Source organism: Enterococcus sp. 3H8_DIV0648, assembly GCF_002140655.1.
GTDB lineage: Bacteria > Bacillota > Bacilli > Lactobacillales > Enterococcaceae > Enterococcus_A > Enterococcus_A hulanensis.
The window spans coordinates 3439573-3458548 of record NZ_NGLG01000001.1; the positions used below are offsets into that span (position 1 = coordinate 3439573).

15 protein-coding genes and 1 pseudogene are annotated in these 18976 nt (G+C 41.8%); 13 read left to right on the forward strand and 3 right to left on the reverse strand.

What is annotated here, in order from left to right; all coding sequences use genetic code 11:
• A pseudogene (locus tag A5875_RS24335) lies at window positions 1-145 on the reverse strand (prealbumin-like fold domain-containing protein); the annotation flags it as partial.
• Window positions 146-253: 108 nt separating this feature from the next.
• Between A5875_RS24335 and A5875_RS15690 the strand changes: the two are divergent.
• From A5875_RS15690 to A5875_RS15710, 5 genes are all read left to right on the forward strand, one after another.
• Window positions 254-1357: a hypothetical protein gene (locus tag A5875_RS15690; protein WP_088934452.1), complete on the forward strand. Its 1104-nt coding sequence runs from the start codon at window positions 254-256 to the stop codon at window positions 1355-1357.
• A 306-nt stretch (window positions 1358-1663) separates the two neighbouring features.
• Window positions 1664-3436, forward strand: a complete 1773-nt coding sequence (locus tag A5875_RS15695) for an oleate hydratase (RefSeq protein ID WP_088934453.1) — start codon at window positions 1664-1666, stop codon at window positions 3434-3436.
• Between the two features lie 129 nt (window positions 3437-3565).
• Window positions 3566-4198, forward strand: coding sequence for a hypothetical protein (locus A5875_RS15700; protein ID WP_088934454.1), 633 nt, complete (start codon window positions 3566-3568; stop codon window positions 4196-4198).
• A gap of 345 nt (window positions 4199-4543) precedes the next feature.
• Window positions 4544-5572 (forward strand): NAD-dependent epimerase/dehydratase family protein, encoded by a 1029-nt coding sequence (locus tag A5875_RS15705; RefSeq protein WP_088934455.1) that lies wholly within the window; start codon window positions 4544-4546, stop codon window positions 5570-5572.
• A gap of 110 nt (window positions 5573-5682) precedes the next feature.
• Window positions 5683-6654: a diaminopimelate dehydrogenase gene (locus tag A5875_RS15710; protein WP_088934456.1), complete on the forward strand. Its 972-nt coding sequence runs from the start codon at window positions 5683-5685 to the stop codon at window positions 6652-6654.
• Window positions 6655-6699: 45 nt separating this feature from the next.
• On the opposite strand, the gene A5875_RS15715 is transcribed toward A5875_RS15710, so the two are convergent.
• Together A5875_RS15715 and A5875_RS15720 are read right to left on the reverse strand one after the other, a co-directional pair.
• On the reverse strand, window positions 6700-7959 hold the full coding sequence (locus A5875_RS15715) for a sensor histidine kinase (RefSeq protein WP_088934457.1): 1260 nt from the start codon (window positions 7957-7959) through the stop codon (window positions 6700-6702).
• An 8-nt stretch (window positions 7960-7967) separates the two neighbouring features.
• Window positions 7968-8663 carry a LytR/AlgR family response regulator transcription factor gene (locus A5875_RS15720; protein WP_088934458.1) on the reverse strand — a complete coding sequence of 232 codons (696 nt, stop codon included), beginning with the start codon at window positions 8661-8663 and terminating at the stop codon, window positions 7968-7970.
• Between the two features lie 165 nt (window positions 8664-8828).
• Between A5875_RS15720 and A5875_RS15725 the strand changes: the two genes are divergently transcribed.
• The 8 genes from A5875_RS15725 (at window position 8829) to A5875_RS15760 (ending at window position 18795) form a co-directional block, all read left to right on the forward strand.
• The gene (locus tag A5875_RS15725) at window positions 8829-9590 is read left to right on the forward strand and encodes an ABC transporter ATP-binding protein (RefSeq protein WP_088934459.1); all 762 of its coding nucleotides are present in this window, start codon (window positions 8829-8831) and stop codon (window positions 9588-9590) included.
• The gene (locus A5875_RS15730; protein WP_088934460.1) at window positions 9571-11667 is read left to right on the forward strand and encodes an FtsX-like permease family protein; all 2097 of its coding nucleotides are present in this window, start codon (window positions 9571-9573) and stop codon (window positions 11665-11667) included. The genes A5875_RS15725 and A5875_RS15730 overlap by 20 nt, the downstream gene beginning before the upstream one ends.
• A gap of 152 nt (window positions 11668-11819) precedes the next feature.
• Window positions 11820-12653 carry a helix-turn-helix transcriptional regulator gene (locus tag A5875_RS15735; RefSeq protein WP_088934461.1) on the forward strand — a complete coding sequence of 278 codons (834 nt, stop codon included), beginning with the start codon at window positions 11820-11822 and terminating at the stop codon, window positions 12651-12653.
• 96 nt (window positions 12654-12749) lie between these two features.
• The gene (locus A5875_RS15740; RefSeq protein ID WP_088934462.1) at window positions 12750-14027 is read left to right on the forward strand and encodes a PTS sugar transporter subunit IIC; all 1278 of its coding nucleotides are present in this window, start codon (window positions 12750-12752) and stop codon (window positions 14025-14027) included.
• Window positions 14027-16246, forward strand: a complete 2220-nt coding sequence (gene bglX / locus A5875_RS15745) for a beta-glucosidase BglX (RefSeq protein WP_088934463.1) — start codon at window positions 14027-14029, stop codon at window positions 16244-16246. Before A5875_RS15740 ends, bglX begins: the two co-directional genes overlap by 1 nt.
• A 158-nt stretch (window positions 16247-16404) precedes the next feature.
• Window positions 16405-17235, forward strand: a complete 831-nt coding sequence (msrA, locus tag A5875_RS15750) for a peptide-methionine (S)-S-oxide reductase MsrA (RefSeq protein ID WP_088934464.1) — start codon at window positions 16405-16407, stop codon at window positions 17233-17235.
• A 112-nt stretch (window positions 17236-17347) separates the two neighbouring features.
• On the forward strand, window positions 17348-18010 hold the full coding sequence (locus tag A5875_RS15755) for a TetR/AcrR family transcriptional regulator (protein ID WP_088934465.1): 663 nt from the start codon (window positions 17348-17350) through the stop codon (window positions 18008-18010).
• A 431-nt stretch (window positions 18011-18441) separates the two neighbouring features.
• Window positions 18442-18795 carry a hypothetical protein gene (locus A5875_RS15760; RefSeq protein WP_088934466.1) on the forward strand — a complete coding sequence of 118 codons (354 nt, stop codon included), beginning with the start codon at window positions 18442-18444 and terminating at the stop codon, window positions 18793-18795.
• Window positions 18796-18976: the final 181 nt, after the last annotated feature.

Here is an 18976-nt window from a genome sequence, read left to right on the forward strand (position 1 = left end):
ACAGATAATCGCCCAATGGCAATCCAGTAAAGGTCAGCTTGCCTTCATCGTCTGTGTCAGCTTTCAGCCCCGTTTCTGAGCCATCTGCTTTCAGAATCTCAAAGGTCGCTCCGGCTAATGATTCACCCTGCTCGTTAACTTTTATACACATCTAGATGTGTATAAGAGACAGTATTTAATTTGTATTATAGGTTTATAAAAAATAAAGAAAACGATTTCTTAAAATATTAATTGTAAGTGGGGGACTGAAAATATGGAGGCAGTGAAATTAGGGCAAAGACAGGTATTTTTGATGAAAAAAGAGAGTTTAACCAAACGAGTACAAATGTTTTACGAGCAGACGAAAAATATTGAGCAATTGATTCAGTATATGGTAGCCATCCTTGTGCGGAATGCTCTTAGTCAAGGGATCTTTACGGAGCAGCTAAAGGAGTTGGCTCGAGAAATCTATCTTACCTCAGAGCCGAATGATACGCTGCGCCAATACAGTCCATTTTTCAAGCATTGCTTTAGCGGAGGCGAATGGAAAGAGCTCATCAAAAAAATGTTCAAGAATGAGTCAACTTATTTCGACAGTACCAAAGAAGCGCGTTTCTATAATAACTATTTAGGAAAAGACGGCACTCTCAATAATCGCAGGGAAGGTCTTGTTTATCATGTGGAATCTGTTTTTGAAGACGCTGCCGGGAAAAAGCATAAATTGACGATTCCTGATACAGATCCAACGAAAAACGAAGAACAGACCGAGAATATTTTACGGACTTTGTCGATCCTGACGGTTTTTGAAAATGCCGGAGTGAGAAAATTTGTTGAATATGTCAGCTATAAAACACCGGGAATGACTATCGCATCTGCTCATAATAGCCGCAAGGAAAAGAAAGCGGCAGTGTCCGAAGCAACAGATGATACTGAAAAGAGCACACCTCAACAAGAAAAAATTCAAAAGCAGTCTGTTCACAGCACGTCAGTCAAAAATGAAACAGGTCAAATATTATCGGCTGATCAAAAATCTGATGATGACAAAGCCTTGATAGAAGAATTATCGCCAACAGAACGGCTTGGAAACCGCGCCCCATCAGCAAAAAAGGCTAAAAAAGCTGAAACCTCAAGTGAAAATGAATCCGCTTCACCAGTGAATCCGCCGACCTCAGGTAAAAGTAAAGATGAAGCAAAGGCACAGCCCGCCGCGAAGAAAAAGACGAATAAGCCGCTAGATTTGCCGAAAAAACCAGATACCTCTCATATGCGCTATGGCAAAAGCGAGGCCCAGATAGAAAAGGAACGAGAAAACAGACGCCTTCAACGAGAAGCCGCCAAGCAGAGCGGTAAAAAGAAGAAAAAGAAAAAACGGAAATAGTTAAGTCGCTGTTTTGACCAATCAAAGAAACTGCATGATTGAAAAAAATTTGAGTCAATCAGGCTTCTTTAGTCTGGGCAAAAATAGAAATGCTAGTTTTCTTTTTGCGAAGCGCGACTAGTCAAAAGTGTTTGAGTGATTTTTTGCGGAGAAAATTCATTTCGGCTGATTTTTTTGAGTTATTGATCAGATTTTTTAGACAAATTGGCGAAATAGTCTAGTTTTTCCAAAACGCAAGAGCGTCTTGTTTTCATTAAAAATTCCCTGCTGGTATGCTGAAACTAGATTATTAGAGGAGGGAACATCATGAGATATACGAATGGAAATTACGAAGCTTTTGCTAGACCGAGAAAACCAGCAGGCGTTGATGAGAAGAGCGCATATATTGTTGGTGCTGGATTGGCTGGATTAGCCGCTGCTGTTTTTCTGATCAGAGATGGCCAAATGAAGGGTGACCGGATTCACATTTTTGAAGAGCTTTCCTTATCCGGCGGTTCCTTGGATGGAAAATTCATTCCCCACGATGGTTTTGTGACCCGCGGCGGACGTGAAATGGAAAATCATTTTGAATGTTTATGGGATCTATTCCGCTCTGTACCGTCATTGGAAGTAGAAGATGCGTCCGTCTTGGATGAATTTTATTGGTTGGACCATGATGATCCCAATTCATCAAATTGCCGGATCATTTATAACCGCGGCGAACGGGCAGAGGATGATGGCGACTTTACTTTGTCGAAAAAAGCCCAAAAGGAATTAGTCGATTTGTTTATGACCTCAGAGGATCAATTGATCGGCAAGAAGATCGAAGATGTATTTGGCGAAGAATTCTTTGCATCCAACTTTTGGCTGTACTGGTGCTCGATGTTTGCCTTTGAAAAATGGCATTCAGCGATCGAAATGCGTCGCTACGTGATGCGTTTCATCCATCATATCAAAGGCTTGCCGGACTTTACCGCCTTGAAATTTACCCGCTACAATCAATATGACTCATTAGTAAAACCATTGTTGTCATTTTTGAATGATCACGGAGTTGATTTCCAATACGAAACCAAGATCAACAATATCCAAGTCGAAGCGACACCTGACAAAAAGGTCGCGAAGAAAATCTTGCTGACTCGTTCAGGCAAAGCCGAAGAAATCGAACTGACAGAAAATGATCTGGTCTTTGTTACTAATGGTTCGATCACTGAAAGTTCCACAGAAGGCGATCACCATACACCTGCGCCAATTACTCATGAATTAGGCGGCAGCTGGAATCTATGGAAAAACTTGGCGAAGCAATCACCAGAATTCGGTCATCCAGAAGTCTTTTGCGAGAATTTGCCGGATGAAAGCTGGTTTGTTTCGGCAACAGTCACTTGGGAAAACTTTGATATCGAACCTTATATTTCACGCTTGACCAAACGGAAATTGCGTACCGGAAGAATCGTGACCGGCGGGATTATTACCATCAAAGACTCCAATTGGTTAATGAGCTTTGCAACCCACCGCCAACCGCATTTCAAGGAACAAAACGATCAGCAAACCGTCACTTGGGTCTATGGCTTATTGTCTAATACTCCCGGAAACTACATCAAGAAACCGATCGAGCAATGCAGCGGCCAAGAGATCGTACAAGAATTGATGTATCACTTAGGTGTGCCAGAAGACGACATCAAGAAATTTTCTGAAGAATCTTGTGTTGTGACCCCAGTGTATATGCCGTTTATCACGTCATACTTCATGCTGCGGGAACCAGGCGACCGCCCATTAGTGATTCCAAACGGGTCGGAAAACTTGGCCTTTATCGGAAACTTCGCCGAAACGGAACGAGATACAGTTTTCACCACTGAGTATTCTGTTCGAACTGCGATGGAAGCTGTCTATTCCTTCTTAGACATCGAACGCGGCGTGCCTGAAGTCTTCGCTTCAGCGTATGATATTCGGACCTTAGCCAACTCGGTTTATTATTTGAGCGATCGTAAGAAGCTTTCTGAAATGGATCTGCCATTCGTTGAGAAAAAAGTGCTGGAACATTTCGTTAAGAAAGTGGAACATACCTATATCGGCGATGTGTTGAAGGACAATCATCTATTATAAACAATATAAACAGCAGGCAGCAGCTATTTTATGTAAGCTGCCTGCGTTTTTTTTCGTTCGTATATATCAAGAAAGCTTTTATTACCCCGCCTGTTCTGCTATCTTTGAAGTAGTAAAGGAGGAGTGAAAATGAAAAAATTTATTGGGGTTTTGTTTGTTTTAGCGGTATTTTCTTTATCTGCCTGTCAGAACGACAGCACTGAAAAGCAGAATCAAGAAAGTACAACCAAACAAACATCAGCAGCACAGGAAACAAGCAGTTCATTGGACAAGGGTAGTGCAATGGATATGAAGGGGAAGCTTCAGAAACTATACAATAAGAATAATTCTGAGGACTATGACACTGTCTGGTTTTATGCCAGCGAGAAACATGAGAAAAACTATCTGATTGCTTTTATTTCTGAAAATGAAAACGGAAGTGCCGAACAAATCAAGGTAGTTACAAGTAAAGGCGGAAACTATCACTTAGATACAGATGACATGGATGTGCAGGTAGAAGGAGAGAGTGACGATGAGGTCTTTTCGTTGCCGGACACCCAGTCGATGGTACAGTTTTCTGTAAAGCATAAGTATTATGAGGAGATTGACGGGGAACCGTTTGAGCGATACTATTATTACCTTTATGATATTACCGAGGATAAAGCGAGACATACTAATACGGAGAGAAGTGTTGGTGAGTATAACGAAGACTTTGTTTTAAAAGGGGCGCAATGTAAGAACAATAAGGTCGATGTTGAAAAATGCCTGAATGAGAATTTCTAGCTGATTTATCAATTAAAAACCAAGAAATGGATTGCACGCAGTCATCCGTTTCTTGGTTTTTTGACTATAAAGAAAGTATAGAATTTCAACATGAATAAATCGCTTTGTAGCGGGTATATCCATGTCTGGCTTCACGAACTAGCTTTATCGGCAATAAGCAAAAATATTTCGAAATTTGAGAAGCAATTTAGAAATATTTTGGTCTTATTGCTCAAAAGCTGAGCGAGTTCGCGAAGCCTTTCTTACTTTAGTAAAATGACAGTCAAAACTTTTTTGGTCAATTCTCTTGCCATAAACCATGGTTCAGGGTTTAAAGTAGGTAAAAATTGATGGAGGTCTTCAACGATGACAGACAAAGTATTAGTAACAGGCGGCACAGGCTTTTTAGGCATGCAAATGCTCTTGCAATTATTAAACAAAGGCTACGATGTTCGGACAACGGTGCGTTCATTGAAAAGCAAAGACAAGGTGTTTACTACCTTGCGGAATAATGGGGTATCGAATTTTGATCAGCTTTCATTTATCGAAGCGGATCTTTCAAAGGATGATAATTGGGAGGCGGCGATGGCAGATCGCGATTATGTATTAAGTGTTGCCTCACCTGTGTTCTTTGAGATTCCCAAGGATGAAACAGAAGTGATTCGGCCTGCGATTGAAGGAATCATCCGCATCTTAAAAGCAGCGACTCGTACAAAGGTGAAACGGGTCGTAATGACTTCGAATTTCGGCGCGGTGGGTTTTACTAATCAGGACTGGCAATCTGTTACCACTGAAAAGGATTGGACCGATGAAAAAGCCAAGGGTCTTTCCGCGTATGAAAAATCAAAACTATTAGCCGAAAAAGCGGCTTGGAAGTTTATTGAAACAGAAGGGAACGGCTTGGAATTTGCGACGATCAATCCCGTGGCGATTTTTGGACCATCACTAGACAGCCATGTTTCCGGCAGCTTTGATTTATTGAAGGGGATCGCCGGCGGTTCGATGAAGATGATTCCGAATATCCAATTGAACGTAGTCGATGTCCGGGATGTTGTTGATCTGCACATTCGAGCAATGACCACACCGGCCGCCGCCGGACAGCGTTTCATTGCCTCGACGGACGGCATGATCTCGATGCCGGAGATCGCGGCCTTAATACGGAAAGAACGTCCGCAATTAGCTGAACAGGTTTCGAAAAGAACAATGCCTAATGGATTGCTGAAAATAGCCTCTCACTTTAATGCGACAGCGAAAGAAGGGCAATTCATGGCTGAGATGAACCGCAATGTCAGCAATGCAAAAGCCAGAGAGGTTTTGGGCTGGAAACCGATCGGAACCAAAGAGGATGCGGTGCTGACTGCCGTTGACAGCTTGCTTAAATATGATTTAGTTTAAAGGACTTGAGAGGTTCTTAAAGCAGCTTCCTTTTTACGGAATGAGATTTTTCTAATGCTAATCTTCTATTTATAGTATAATTCTAATAAATAGGATTAGGAGGACAACGAATGATCAAAATAGCAATTGTCGGATATGGAAACTTAGGGCGCGGTGTGGAACGAGCGTTGAAGCAGAATGCAGATATGGAACTAGTCGGAGTATTCTCAAGAAGAGATCCAGCGACCGTGCAGACCGATGGCGCTTCAGTCTATACGTTAGATGAGCTGGAAGCACAAAAAGGCAAAATCGATGTTTGTATTTTATGTGGCGGTTCGGCGACCGACTTGCCTGTCCAAACACCAGCGATTACGAAAAACTTCAATACGATCGACAGCTTTGATACCCATGCGAAAATTCCTGAACATTTCGCCAATGTCGATCAGGCGGCGAAAGAAAGTCAAACTGTTTCAGTGATCTCGACAGGCTGGGACCCCGGCTTGTTCAGCTTGAATCGTTTGTATGCTCAAAGTATTTTACCAGAAGGCGAGACCTATACTTTCTGGGGCAAAGGTGTCAGCCAAGGGCACTCTGATGCCTTGAGAAGAATCAAAGGCGTTGCCGACGCGATCCAATATACGATCCCTAAAAGTGAAGTTATCGAGAAATTAAAAGCCGGTGAAAAGCTGGAATTGACGACTCGAGACAAACATTTGCGGGAGTGTTTCGTGGTCTTAGAAGCAGACGCTGATGAAGCGGCGATCAAAGAAGAAATCGTGACGATGCCGAATTACTTTGATGAATACGATACGATCGTTCATTTTATTTCAGCAGCAGAACTGAAGCGCGATCACCGTGCAATGCCTCACGGGGGAACGGTCTTACGGACAGGGAAAACTCATGAGAACACGAAGCAAGTGATCGAATACAATCTTCAACTAGAAAGCAATCCTGAATTTACTGCCAGTGTATTAGTTGCTTATGCCAGAGCATGTGTTCGCTTGGCGGCAGAAAAACAATACGGTGCCTTTACCGTATTGGATATCGCACCAAAATACTTATCACCAGTCGATGATGCGACATTAAGAAAAGAATTACTATAAGCAAAAAAGCGAAGTGACCTAGTTTATTAGGTGCCACTTCGCTTTTTAAATATCGCTGATTAAGACAACTACGGAAAAGCGTTTTTCATCGTAGGTGATATCCAAGGTGCCGTCATAGCTTTCAACAATTGATTTCACGGCTTGCAGCCCAATGCCGTGCTCGTCCGGCTGTTCCTTGGTAGAGAAAAAGCGATTTCCTTTTTTCTGGATTTCTTTATTCTTCGTATTCTTGATCTCATAGCTGAAAAAGCCGTTATAGTATCTAGCCTTTAAGGTAATCTCCTTTTTCGCTGCGTCCTTCGCGGCTTCAATCGCATTATCCAGCGTATTGCCAAACAACGAACAGAGACTAATATCATCGATCGTTATCAGCGTATCAATGTCTAACTGCATCGAACACTTGATTTGATAGTCCTGCATCATTTGATATTTGGCATTCAAAACGGCATTGACGATACTATTTTTACAAAAAATATGATTAGCGAGGCTATGCTGTTTTGTTAAATTTGCTAAATATTCCTCGGCCTGCTCCGGCTGTTCTTCTCGCATCAAATTGAGCATGACGCTAAAGTGATTATTCATATCATGATGAATTTTCCGCAGCTGTTTTTGATTCCCTTCTAATTCCTGATAATACTCCTTTTGCATTTGCAAACTTTGATTTTCTAATTTGTAGCGAAAGCTTTTCGCGATGTGACCGGTCATATACAAACTGCAGATGCTGGTCAGAATACAAGCAAAAGCAGCCGGATAGATCATTCGTGCATCTGACGGGGTAAAGATAATCAAACTGATCATGGCAATTAGCGGCGTCAAGCAGATAAAATCAAGGATCAGCCATAACTTAGCGGGAATCTGCGTTTTTGCATAGGGCAATGAATAGCTGAAAAAGCGATACATGCCGTACCAAATCAAGCCCCGCAGCAAATGCGCTGTTCCATGCAGAAAATAATCCAAAGCGAGCATTTTTCCTCCAGCCAGCCAAATCCTCATTCCGATGTCTTCCAATAAAAAGTTCAATGCCACAATAAAGGGATATAAAGACAGCACTAAAGAAATTTTGTGTATGACGGGGCCTTTTAAAAACAATAGAAAAGCGGCCGAAAAAAACAGAAAGATAAAGCATACATTTGTCGCATCATTGGGATAAATAGGCAACGATATGGCAATAAAATTTATAAAAAAAAGCAGTAATTGAAGGAACTGATTTTCTTTAACAGGAATAAATGTCGCGATCAGCTGATAAAGAAAATACGACCCAAGTAAAGCAGTCCCCTGATTAACAAGGATTTTAATTATAATCATTCGACCACCTACCCTAACATGTTCTTAGCAAAGCTGACCATCAGCGACTGACGGTATTTCCTGCTGATGGGTAATTGTTCCCGATTGCAATAAAGAAAAGCGGACTCGACTTGATCCACATAGTTCAAATTGACTAAAAAGCGATTGTGAATTCTGAGAAAGTGATCAGGCAGCCGGAGCTCGCTCAGCTTTCCATAAAAGGTGCAGGAATCTTTGACGGTTACTACTGTAAGCATGCGGCGGTCACTGGTGAAATAGCAGATATCCTTCAGCGCTATTTTAGTGGCACCGGCTTTTTGCTCGACGACAAAATATTTAGGCTGGGCCGTCTCCAGCTCATCTAGGGCTTTATGTAAAACCTCAATGATCTTTTCCTCGCCATAAGGCTTCAATAGGTAATTCAAGGCTTTCACTTCATATCCTTGAAAGACAAAATCAGCAAAAGCTGTGATAAAGACGATCACCGCATGCTGATTGATTTTTCGCAGCCGCTTGGCTGTTTCGATGCCATCCAAAGTGTTCATTTCAATATCTAAAAAAAGCAGATCAATGGCTTCTTGCCGGCTGCTGCTAAGTAATTCTTCCCCCGAAGAAAACTCACTAACCTGATAGTCAAGGCCTTGCAGCTGCAAGGCCGGCTCAATTATTTTTATCAATGCTTTGCGCATTTCTTTTTCATCATCACAACAAACAACCTTTAACATTTCACGACCCTCCATTTTTCATCATTATATCATTAAAAGATAACCAAAAATGACATAAAAAGCGTCAAAGTTTACAAAATGACTCATAGGTAAAAGCGATCGATTTTCTTAGAATAAGGGTATAGCAAACAAGAGTGTCAGCTCTGTTAAATAGGAGGAAGAAAAATGCTAACTGTGGATCATTTATACAAAAGTTTTCATACTGGCGGGGTCCAGTATGACGTGTTGAAGGACGTGACCTTTACCATCGATGAAAGTGAATTTGTAGCGGTAATGGGACCGTCAGGAAGCGGGAAAACGACCTTATTAAACTGTATTTCCTGTTTTATTCCCTATGAAAAAGGGGAGATTCGTTTAGATGATACTTTGTTGGCGAATTTGGATGAAGAAGCGATGGCTGAGGTACGCAATAAGAAGCTAGGCTTTGTTTTTCAGGATTTTATGCTGCTGGATGGATTGACGATCTTTGAAAATGTCTGTGTCCCTAAAGTAATCACGCAAGCACCGTATCGTCCGATGGAACAGAAGGTGACGAAGCTGCTCCAATTATTTGGGATCGATTCGATTGCCAACAAATATCCGGTGGAAATCTCTGGCGGACAAAAACAGCGGACGGCAGTAGCCAGAGCGTTGATGAATGATCCGCTGATCTTATTAGCCGATGAACCGACTGGAAATCTTGATAGTAAATCTCGTGATACTGTGATCGAAGCCTTTATCGAAGCCAAACGTACATTAGGAGCAACGATCTTCATGGTGACCCACGATACCTTTTCAGCGAGCTATTGTGATCGCGTATTGGTTATGAAGGACGGTACGATTTTTACCGAGCTGGTAAGAAAGGGTACCAGACAACAATTCTTTGACGAATTGCTCCAAATATTAAAAGAATTGGAGGGCAATCCTGATGAAGCTATCCATGTCTGATTTATTAAAGAAGCTGCGGAAATACAATCAGCGCAATTATCTGCAATTTGTGTTCTGCATGACTTTTTCGGTGCTATTAATCACTTCCTATGCGGTGATGCTGTATAGTACACTCGTCCAGCAGACGCTGCCAGTCGGAGGAGACAGTCGGAAGCAAGTCATGATGATCTTTGCGATCGCACTGGCTGGGTGTCTGATTTTTATCGTCTACTCAGCCGGCTTGTTTTTAAAATATAAAAGCCGTGAAACGGGAGTCTTTTTAGCCTTAGGGGCCAAAAAGAATTATTTAGCCAAAAAACTAACGATCGAGCTGCTGCAATTGATGCTGGCGTGCATTGTCAGCGGAGTTTTATTCGGGATTGGTTTAGCTTTTCTGATTTGGCGGATTTTTCAACTGGTGTTGTCGAATCTTGGCGACATGACTTTAGGGTTATCATTTACCGGTGTTGCCATCGGAGCTGCATTTGGCCTTGTTTCGATGATTTTAGTTTTGTTCCAGCTGTACCGTTTTATCCGTCGAACAGATATGATGGAGATTTTATACCATCAGCAAACGAGTGAGCCATTGCGCCCTGTCACTACTAAGTATGGGGTTTCGGGTGTTGTCCTGTTAGCTGCTGGCGTTCTTTTAGGATTTGTTGGAAGGACCGTTGTGGGCTACATGGGCTTTCAGCTTCCCGCTCTCTGGAATTTAACCTATTTGCTTTCTTTAGTGGGAATTTATCGGATCATGACCTATACGATTATGAAAAACAAACGCGGCCGTAATCCGCAGCAGTATTATAATCATTTGATCGCTGCAAATATGATGAAATTTCAAGGACGTCAAACGGTTCGCAATATGAGTATTGTCGCTTTATTGCTGGCTGCCAGCATCTTTGCCAGCTTTTACCCGCCGCAGCTAGCCAATTCAAGGCAATCTGTTTTAGAATCACCTGCTGATTATACATTGCATTATCAGCTTTCAGAAGATGAGGTGGATCAAGCAGCTATCTACCGACTCGCGAAAAAACACGATGTTAAAATCAAAGGATATCAAGAAATCATCTTTTCAGAGCTTATAATCAGCGGTGTTGAACGGGACTGGACAGATGACGGCAAGTTAAAAGAAGAATACATCTCGGATTATCGCTTAGCCGATTTTATCGACGCGACGACCTTCAATCAAGAAATGAAGCAAAAGCTGGTGATACCAGAAGGAACATATTACAAGATCAAAGGAAAAGAAGCGACAGAAAGCTTTTTTGAAAAAGATAGCGATATGGATCAAGTAACGAATCCAGTGACCAAACAAAAGACAGCGCTAAAGTTTGCCGGTACCATCGCTTCTCAGCAATTGATCAATAACGGCAATTCGCGATATATTTTGAATGATCAGGATTATCATAAAATCACCAGTCAGTTAAATGCAAAGCATCAAATAAAACAGATTCTATTTAATGTGGCAGATGTGGAGGCGTCGTATCCCTTTGCTCAAGAACTGTATCAAGTGTTTCTTTCAAAAGCATCACCAAAGATGGCGGTCCAAAAAAATTATGATGCCTATCAAGAATCAAAAGCTTTGACTGAAAATCAGCGCTACGATTATGGCGAGAAAATGAAACTTATAGTGGAAAATCATGATCTAATGGAGTATTGGAAGTATTATCCCATGATGAAGATTTTGGTGCAAAACACCTTCTTTCAAACCACAGCGGTTTATTTCTTAGTCTTCATTTATGTTGCGATCATTTGTTTAGCAGCTGTCGGAGTAATCTCTTATACGAGAAGTATTACGATTGGTTTGACCAATCAGCAGCTGTTTGAAGACTTGAAGCGTTTAGGCGCGAACAATCGCTACATTCGCAAATGTGTGATCAATCAATTAAATAAATTATTCGTTGTTCCTACACTTGTGGCAGCGCTCATGATCTATGCCTTTACGCTGCTGATCTTTGGAGTGAATGACGGACAAATCACCAGCAATGAAATTCGTGCGCTGATGATGGACAGCGCCCTGCTTGGCTTGATACTCATTTATCAGCTGATCATCTACAGCGTGTCCTTCCGTAAGATCAAAGGGATTTTGCATATTTAAGCGCAGCTTCGATTGTAATATCTTGATAATCGATTAAAATTAAAAGCTCAAGGAAAAAACCAAATTGGTTGCTCCTTGAGTTTTTCTTTTGCTTAATTTTAGCGGATTGGGTACGTTACAAGTAATAAAATTTGGAAAAGCGAGGTAGGAATATGAAGTATGAAAAAATCTCACCAACAGATAATTACCCGTATAAAATCTTTTCGTTTCATTCAAAATCATCCGACCGTCTGATTCCGCCCCATTGGCATGAAAGCTTAGAGCTGCTTTTTTGCTTTTCTGGTGAACTGGAGGTCATTTTCGCAGGACAAACCTATCATTTAAAGGCGCAGGAATTCATTATTATCAATTCGAATCATGTTCATTCAACGAGAAGTCCGGTTTTAGGCGAGTGTTTAGTGATCCAGTTTCCTTTGGAATATCTGCAAAGAATCACCGAGGAGCAGTATCTCAAGCAGTTTTTGTTCAAGGCGATCCCCGATCAGCAATACTCAGAGGCGCTGGCTTGTTTGCTGTTCATCTATCAGAATTTTTCTTCGGCTGATTTAGTCAATCGTTTGTACGTGAAAGCGAAGATTTATGAATTGTTAGCCATTCTTTGCGAAAGTAATACATTTTCTAGTGCCAATATTTACGAGATCAAATCCTTTAAATACTTGGAGAAAATGAAAGTGGTCAACCAATATATTCAAGATCATCACACGCAAAATTTGATGATCGAAGAGGTAGCAAAAATATTTAATTATAATCCGTCGTATTTTTCGCGTTTCTACAAAAAATTTATGGGAATCACCTTTACTGAATACCTCAATTCTATTCGATTAGATGCCGCTTACAAGGAAATGCGGGACACTGATAAAACGATTTTGGAAATTGGGTTGAATAATGGCTTTGCGACGAATAAGACGTTTTACAACGTTTTTCGCAATAAATTTGGTATGTCGCCGCAAAAGTTTCGCCAGCAGTTTCTCAAAAAAAGTAATTAAATTTCCACTTTGTCGTAAAAAAGCGGAACGACTTGGAACCACTAACGATTCTATAATGAAAGCGTTATAACAATCGTTTGATGAGGAGGAGCAACATTGAAAGAAAAATTCACAAATCTATTTAACAAACTGAATCCATGGTTTGATAAGCTGGGTGCCAACCCGTACCTGCAGGCAATATCCGGTGCCATGATGGCAACCTTGGGTCCGCTTTTCATTGGTTCAATGTCGGTATTGATCGTTGTCTTGATGGGGATGGTTCCAGCCTTAGCAAAGCTGAATAAGCTGACTGAACTGTTGTCTAAAGTAAATACCATGACGCTTGGTGCTTTAGCGGTCTATATCGCGGTATTAATTGCGTATCACTTAGTAAAAAAATTGGATGAAGACGAAGACCCGATTTCTGCCTCGGTAATTTCCTTGATTAGTTTTCTGATCATTACTCCTTTAGGTAAAATGGCGGATGATTCAATGGGGATTCCAACGAACTGGCTAGGCGCTCAAGGCGTGTTCTCTGCGCTGATCGTCGGGATTGTAAGCGCTCGTTTATACTTAGCGATTAAGCATCGCGGCTGGACGATCAAGATGCCGGCTGGTGTGCCGCCTATGGTGACAAAGACATTCGAAGCATTGATCCCAACGATTTTGATTGGACTATTATTTGCTATTGTTGATTTATTGTTTAGTCTGACAGCGTTTGGCAGTATGCATCAATTTGTTTACAGCATTATCCAAGAACCGTTGAAAGGTGTGGGCGGTTCGATCGCAGTGATGATCTTATTAAGTCTGCTGCAGCAAGTTTTATGGTTCTTCGGGATTCATGGAACCAATGTGATATTGCCGCTGGTTACACCCTTATGGTTAGCGATGGACTTGGAAAACTTGAATGCGGTTCAGGCGGGATTGACTCCGCCGAACATCGTAGGTCTGGCATTCTTTAATATCATTACTTGGAGCGGCTTAGGTTTGGGATTAGTGCTGCTGATGCTGCGGGCTAAGAGCCAGCAATATCGCCAAGTCGGAAAGATATCGATCGTTCCCGCGATGTTTGGAATCACTGAACCAGTCATTTTTGGGACACCATTAGTATTGAATTTTGATCTGGCATTTCCTTTTATTACCAACAATGCCATCGCATTGACCTTGGCCTATGTACTGACCAAACTCGGAATCGTCGCAAAATTTATTGGAGTTCAAGCGATCTTTGGGTTGCCGCTCGGCTTCCACGCAGCGGTCGAAGGCAGCATCTCGATCATTTTATTACAATTATTTATCCAATTAGTCTTGTCGCCGGTTTTATGGTACCCGTGGTTCAAACGCCTAGATATGCGTACCTATAAGGAAGAACAAGCTGCTGAAGGAGTTAATGACTAATGCAAGAAGCAAAACTAAAAGAGCTGCTGGATTCATTGACGTGGACGGAAAAAGTCGGTCAATTGGTCCAACTATCTGGTGATTTCTTCCATAGTGAAGAATTAGCGGTTGGACCGAAAAAGAAATTAGGCATTACGCAGGAAACGATCGATGTTGTCGGTTCTGTTTTGAATGTCACAGGAGCTGAAACGACCCGCACCATCCAAGAGAAATACTTAAAAAAGAGCCGGCATAAAATCCCGCTGCTGTTTATGGCCGATATTATCTACGGCTATCGCACGATTTTTCCGATTCCATTAGGCTTAGGTGCGACGTGGAATCCTGAGCTGATCGAGGAGGCCTATAGTGTCATTGCTCGAGAATCACGTTCTGCTGGTGCTCATGTAACGTATGCACCAATGGTGGATTTAGTTCGCGATGCTCGCTGGGGACGCTCTTTAGAATCAACAGGAGAGGACCCTCAATTGAATGCTGACTTTGCAGAAGCGATGGTTCGCGGATTGCAGCAGGAACAAGGTGAAAGGTTTGAAGGAATCGCTTCTTGTGTCAAACACTTTGCTGCTTATGGAGCCGCAGAGGCCGGCCGAGAATACAATACCGTGGATATGAGCGAACGTCGTTTAAGACAGGATTATTTAAGCGGGTATAAGTCGGCAGTTGATGCGGGAGCGAAATTAGTCATGACCTCCTTCAATACGTATGATGGTATGCCTGCCACAGGCAATGAGTTCTTATTGAAAGAAATTCTCCGCAACGAATGGGGCTTTGACGGAGTGATCATTTCTGATTACGCTGCTGTCCAAGAATTGATTGCTCACGGTGTTGCCAAAGATGAACGGGAAGCGACCTTGTTAGCGATGAAGGCTACGAATGATATCGATATGAAGACCGGCTGCTACGCCAATGAGCTGGAGCCGTTAGTCAAAGAAGGCGCCATCGATCCAGAATTAGTCAATGACGCAGTTTGGCGTGTATTGAAACTGAAAAATGAGTTAGGCTTGTTCGAAGATCCTTATCGCGGCAGCACCGTTCAGCGGGAACAACAGACTTTATTAACAGAAGAAAATAGAAGCTTGGCCCGCAAAGTCGCCCAAGAAGCGATCGTTTTATTGCAAAACAAAGAGGAGCTGCTTCCTTTAAAACCCAATCAGGAGAAAATTCTATTAGTCGGACCTTATGGCGATGAACAGGATCTGATCGGGTTGTGGGCGGTCCATGGAAAAAGCTCTGATGTGGTTTCCATTAAAGCGGCGCTCGAAAAAGAACTAAGCAAAGAAGCATTCTCTTATGAAAAAGGCTGCGACCTGCTAGCAGATTATCAGTTTTTAGGAGAGTTCGGTGCAACCAAAGAACAGATCCATTCGTTAGGAATGTCGAAGGCAGAACAGGAAGCGACGTTGAACAAAGCACTCGAGGCTGGTAAAAATGCGGACATCATCATTTATGCGATGGGTGAACACACGATGCAAAGCGGCGAAGCCGGCAGCCGCACGGATATTTCATTACCGACGATACAAAAAGATTTTATGGAGAAAATGGTCGCATTAGGCAAAAAGAATATTTTGATCGCTATCAGCGGCCGGCCATTAACGCTTGCTAAAGAGGTTGAGCAGATGGATGTCATTATCCAGGCCTGGTTCCCGGGAACTGAGGGTGGAAATGCGCTTGTCGATATTCTATTCGGCAAGGTCAATCCATCCGGCAGACTCAGCATGGGCTTTCCAGAAAATGTTGGTCAGCTGCCAATGTCTTACAATGAATTTAAAACAGGGCGTCCGCTGAACAGCAGCACGCATCGCGGTCGATTTGTTACAAAGTATTTAGACAGTTCAAATGCTCCGCTGTTCCCATTTGGTTTTGGTTTGAGTTATGGCACGGTAGTTTACGACGAACTGATACTAAGCTCCACGCAAATGACCGATGATTTAACTGTCTCGATCAAGCTGAAAAACGCTTCTGACTATGAACGGTTGGAAACAGTTCAGCTGTATATTCAGGATGTTACCGGCTCGGTCGTTCGGCCAATCAAGGAATTAAAAAAATACCAAAAAGTAAGATTGCTGCCGCATGAAGAAAAGATCGTTGAGTTTTCTCTTCAGCGAAAGGATTTATACTACTATATGAAAGATATGCAGTTTGGCACTGAAGCAGGCGAATTTATCGTCTTTGTCGGTCGAAATGCCAATGATACGCAGCAAGCAGGTTTTGAACTGCTGTAATAGTTAAACGAAGGATCGCAAATTTTGTGATCCTTCCTTTTTTTGTGAGTAATATTCTTTGTTTGAAATAGACATAGCTGCTCCAATCCTACTATTCGAATATTTCCCCAAATTGTGGTAAATTGCAGATGAATTTAGTCAGTGAGGAAGTGGAGCGCATGTCAATGACTCAAGAAGAAGTACTGAAGCAGTTGTATAATCTGATTTTGAATCCGAATACTCGCGAGTGGGAGCGCTACTTATTAACGACGACTAAAAACGCGCTAGGTAATCAAGCAAATTTCAACGAACAACTAGCCAAGCTGGAGGCCGAGCTGCGTCCGTTAGCATTGCGAAATAATTTAACACCGGATGTGACGGATTTTTATCAGCTGATTACCGGAGAGAAAACCGGCGTCGACCAATCCGTGAAAGAGCATCACTTAGTTACTGATCCTGCTTACCAAGAACGGGCGATTTTTGCGGGCGGCTGCTTCTGGTGCATGGTGGAACCTTTTGAAACGCAGCCTGGGATCGTCTCGGTTTTATCTGGCTATACTGGCGGCACTGTCGAGCATCCCAGCTACGATCAAGTCAGCAGCGGGGCGACTGGACATGTCGAAGCCGTGGAAATCATTTTTGACACACGAGTGGTAAGTTATCAAGAATTGATTGCCCTCTATTGGCAGATCACCGATCCCACGGATGCCTTTGGACAAGTTCAAGATCGCGGCGCGCAATATCGTCCCATTGTCTTTACAACAACTAAAGAACAAAAAGCGATCGCTGAAGAAACAAAGCAAGCTGTGATCGCTTCCGGCAGATACAGCAAGCCGATCATTACAGAAATCAAAGAAGCAGATACCTTTTGGCCAGCGGAAAACTATCATCAAGAATTTTATAAGAAACAGCCCAAGCGCTATAAAGCAATAAAACGTGAACGCCAGCAGTTTTTAAGGTATCAACAGCTAAAAGGAAAGCTCCACGCAAGGCGGCAGCGAAGGAAATAATTTCAATGAAAAACACATTTTAAATCTTTTTTGAAAAAGCGTTGACAAAAGTATTGTAAAAGATTATATTATATACATACCAACCGAATGTATGGATGAGGAGTTGTCAATCATGGCTCGTAACAAATACCCAGAAGAAACAGTGAATAAGATTTTAGATGTATCGATGCAGCTGTTTTTAGAAAAAGGCTATGAGCATACGTCGATCCAAGATATCGTCAATAACCTTGGCGGCTTATCGAAAGGTGCGATCTATCATCACTTCAAATCAAAGGAAGACATTTTGAATGGTGTGATGGATAAACTGTATCAAGGCAACGACAATGAAATAGACCATATCAAGCGGCTTGAAAAAAATGCAAATATGACTGGGTTAGAAAAACTTCAGGCCTTATTCACATCGGCATTGGATAATCCACGCCAAGAGGATATGTTTCAGATGGCCCCAGATTTTATTAAAAACCCTCAGATGTTAGTGATGCAGTTAGAAGGGATTTTTAAAGAATCAGCTCCGCACTATGTGCAGCCGATCATTGAAGAGGGGATCGCGGATGGCTCGATCAAAACAGAGTACCCCAAGGAATTAGCGGAAGTGATCCTGCTGCTGATCAATATCTGGCTAATCCCACTGATTCATGAGGATGATCCAAACAACGTAGCCAATCGTTTCGCATTATTCCAAGAAATGATGGCAAAATTAGGAATCGAAGTTTTTGATGCGGTCGCAATCGAACGCCTAGAGAAATTTCGCAAGCTTTACGAACAAAAAAAATAATCTCTGCCTTCAATCAAAGGCAGTTTTATTTTAAAGTTATACATACCGTCGTTCGGTATTGAAAATGGTTAACAATGTTTCAAAAAAATAAATACATTAAAAAGAAAAAGGATGCCAGTCCAACTTTTTCCAGTAATTAGGGAGCGAGAGACCCACAAGAAGTCGACGCAAACAAAAAGGAAGGAGCAGCTAGTTGGATGGTATGCGGCTTGAAAATCAGACTTATTTTTCTAGTAAGAAAAATAAATACATTAAAAAGAAAAAGGATGCCAGTCCAACTTTTCCCAGTAATTAGGGAGCGAGAGACCCACAAGAAGTCGACGCAAACAAAAAGGAAGAAGCAGCTAGTTGGATGGTATACGGCTTGAAAAACAGACTTATTTTTCTGGTAAGAAAAATAAATACATTAAAAAGAAAAAGGAGTGTTCAAAATGGAACAAAAAATGAATAAAAAAAATATGTATGGTGAAAATGGCGGAAACAAAGGAAACGTGATTGAACGAATCGGCAGCGGGATCGCAGTGGTCTTCTCAGGAATCTTTATCTTACCAATCTTGTCTGTATTGACGGGGGCTTTTGGAATGATCGGGATTGGTCTGCCAGCAGTCGCAGTGATGAACTTCTTCGGAATTCTTCACATTCCATTCAATGTCTTGTTCGTAAATATAACTGGTTTTCCGCAAGTATTCGTGGGAACTATCGTTGGGATGATCTTTATCGCTTTATCTGTTGTTTGCGGAAACTTATTGAAGAAATATGTGACGATCGCGAAACGTACTTTCTAAGGAAATAACCGCAATATGTCGATATATTCTTACATTATCGAAACTTGTTGGCTTGATTATAATCGCCAATCTTACTATAGAGACTAAAAACAGAGGCTAGCCGCTGTTTTTTTATTATGCTTTTCTCTATAAAAGCGGTTGTAAATGAGAAAAACAATATAAAAATTGGACGAAATGAAAG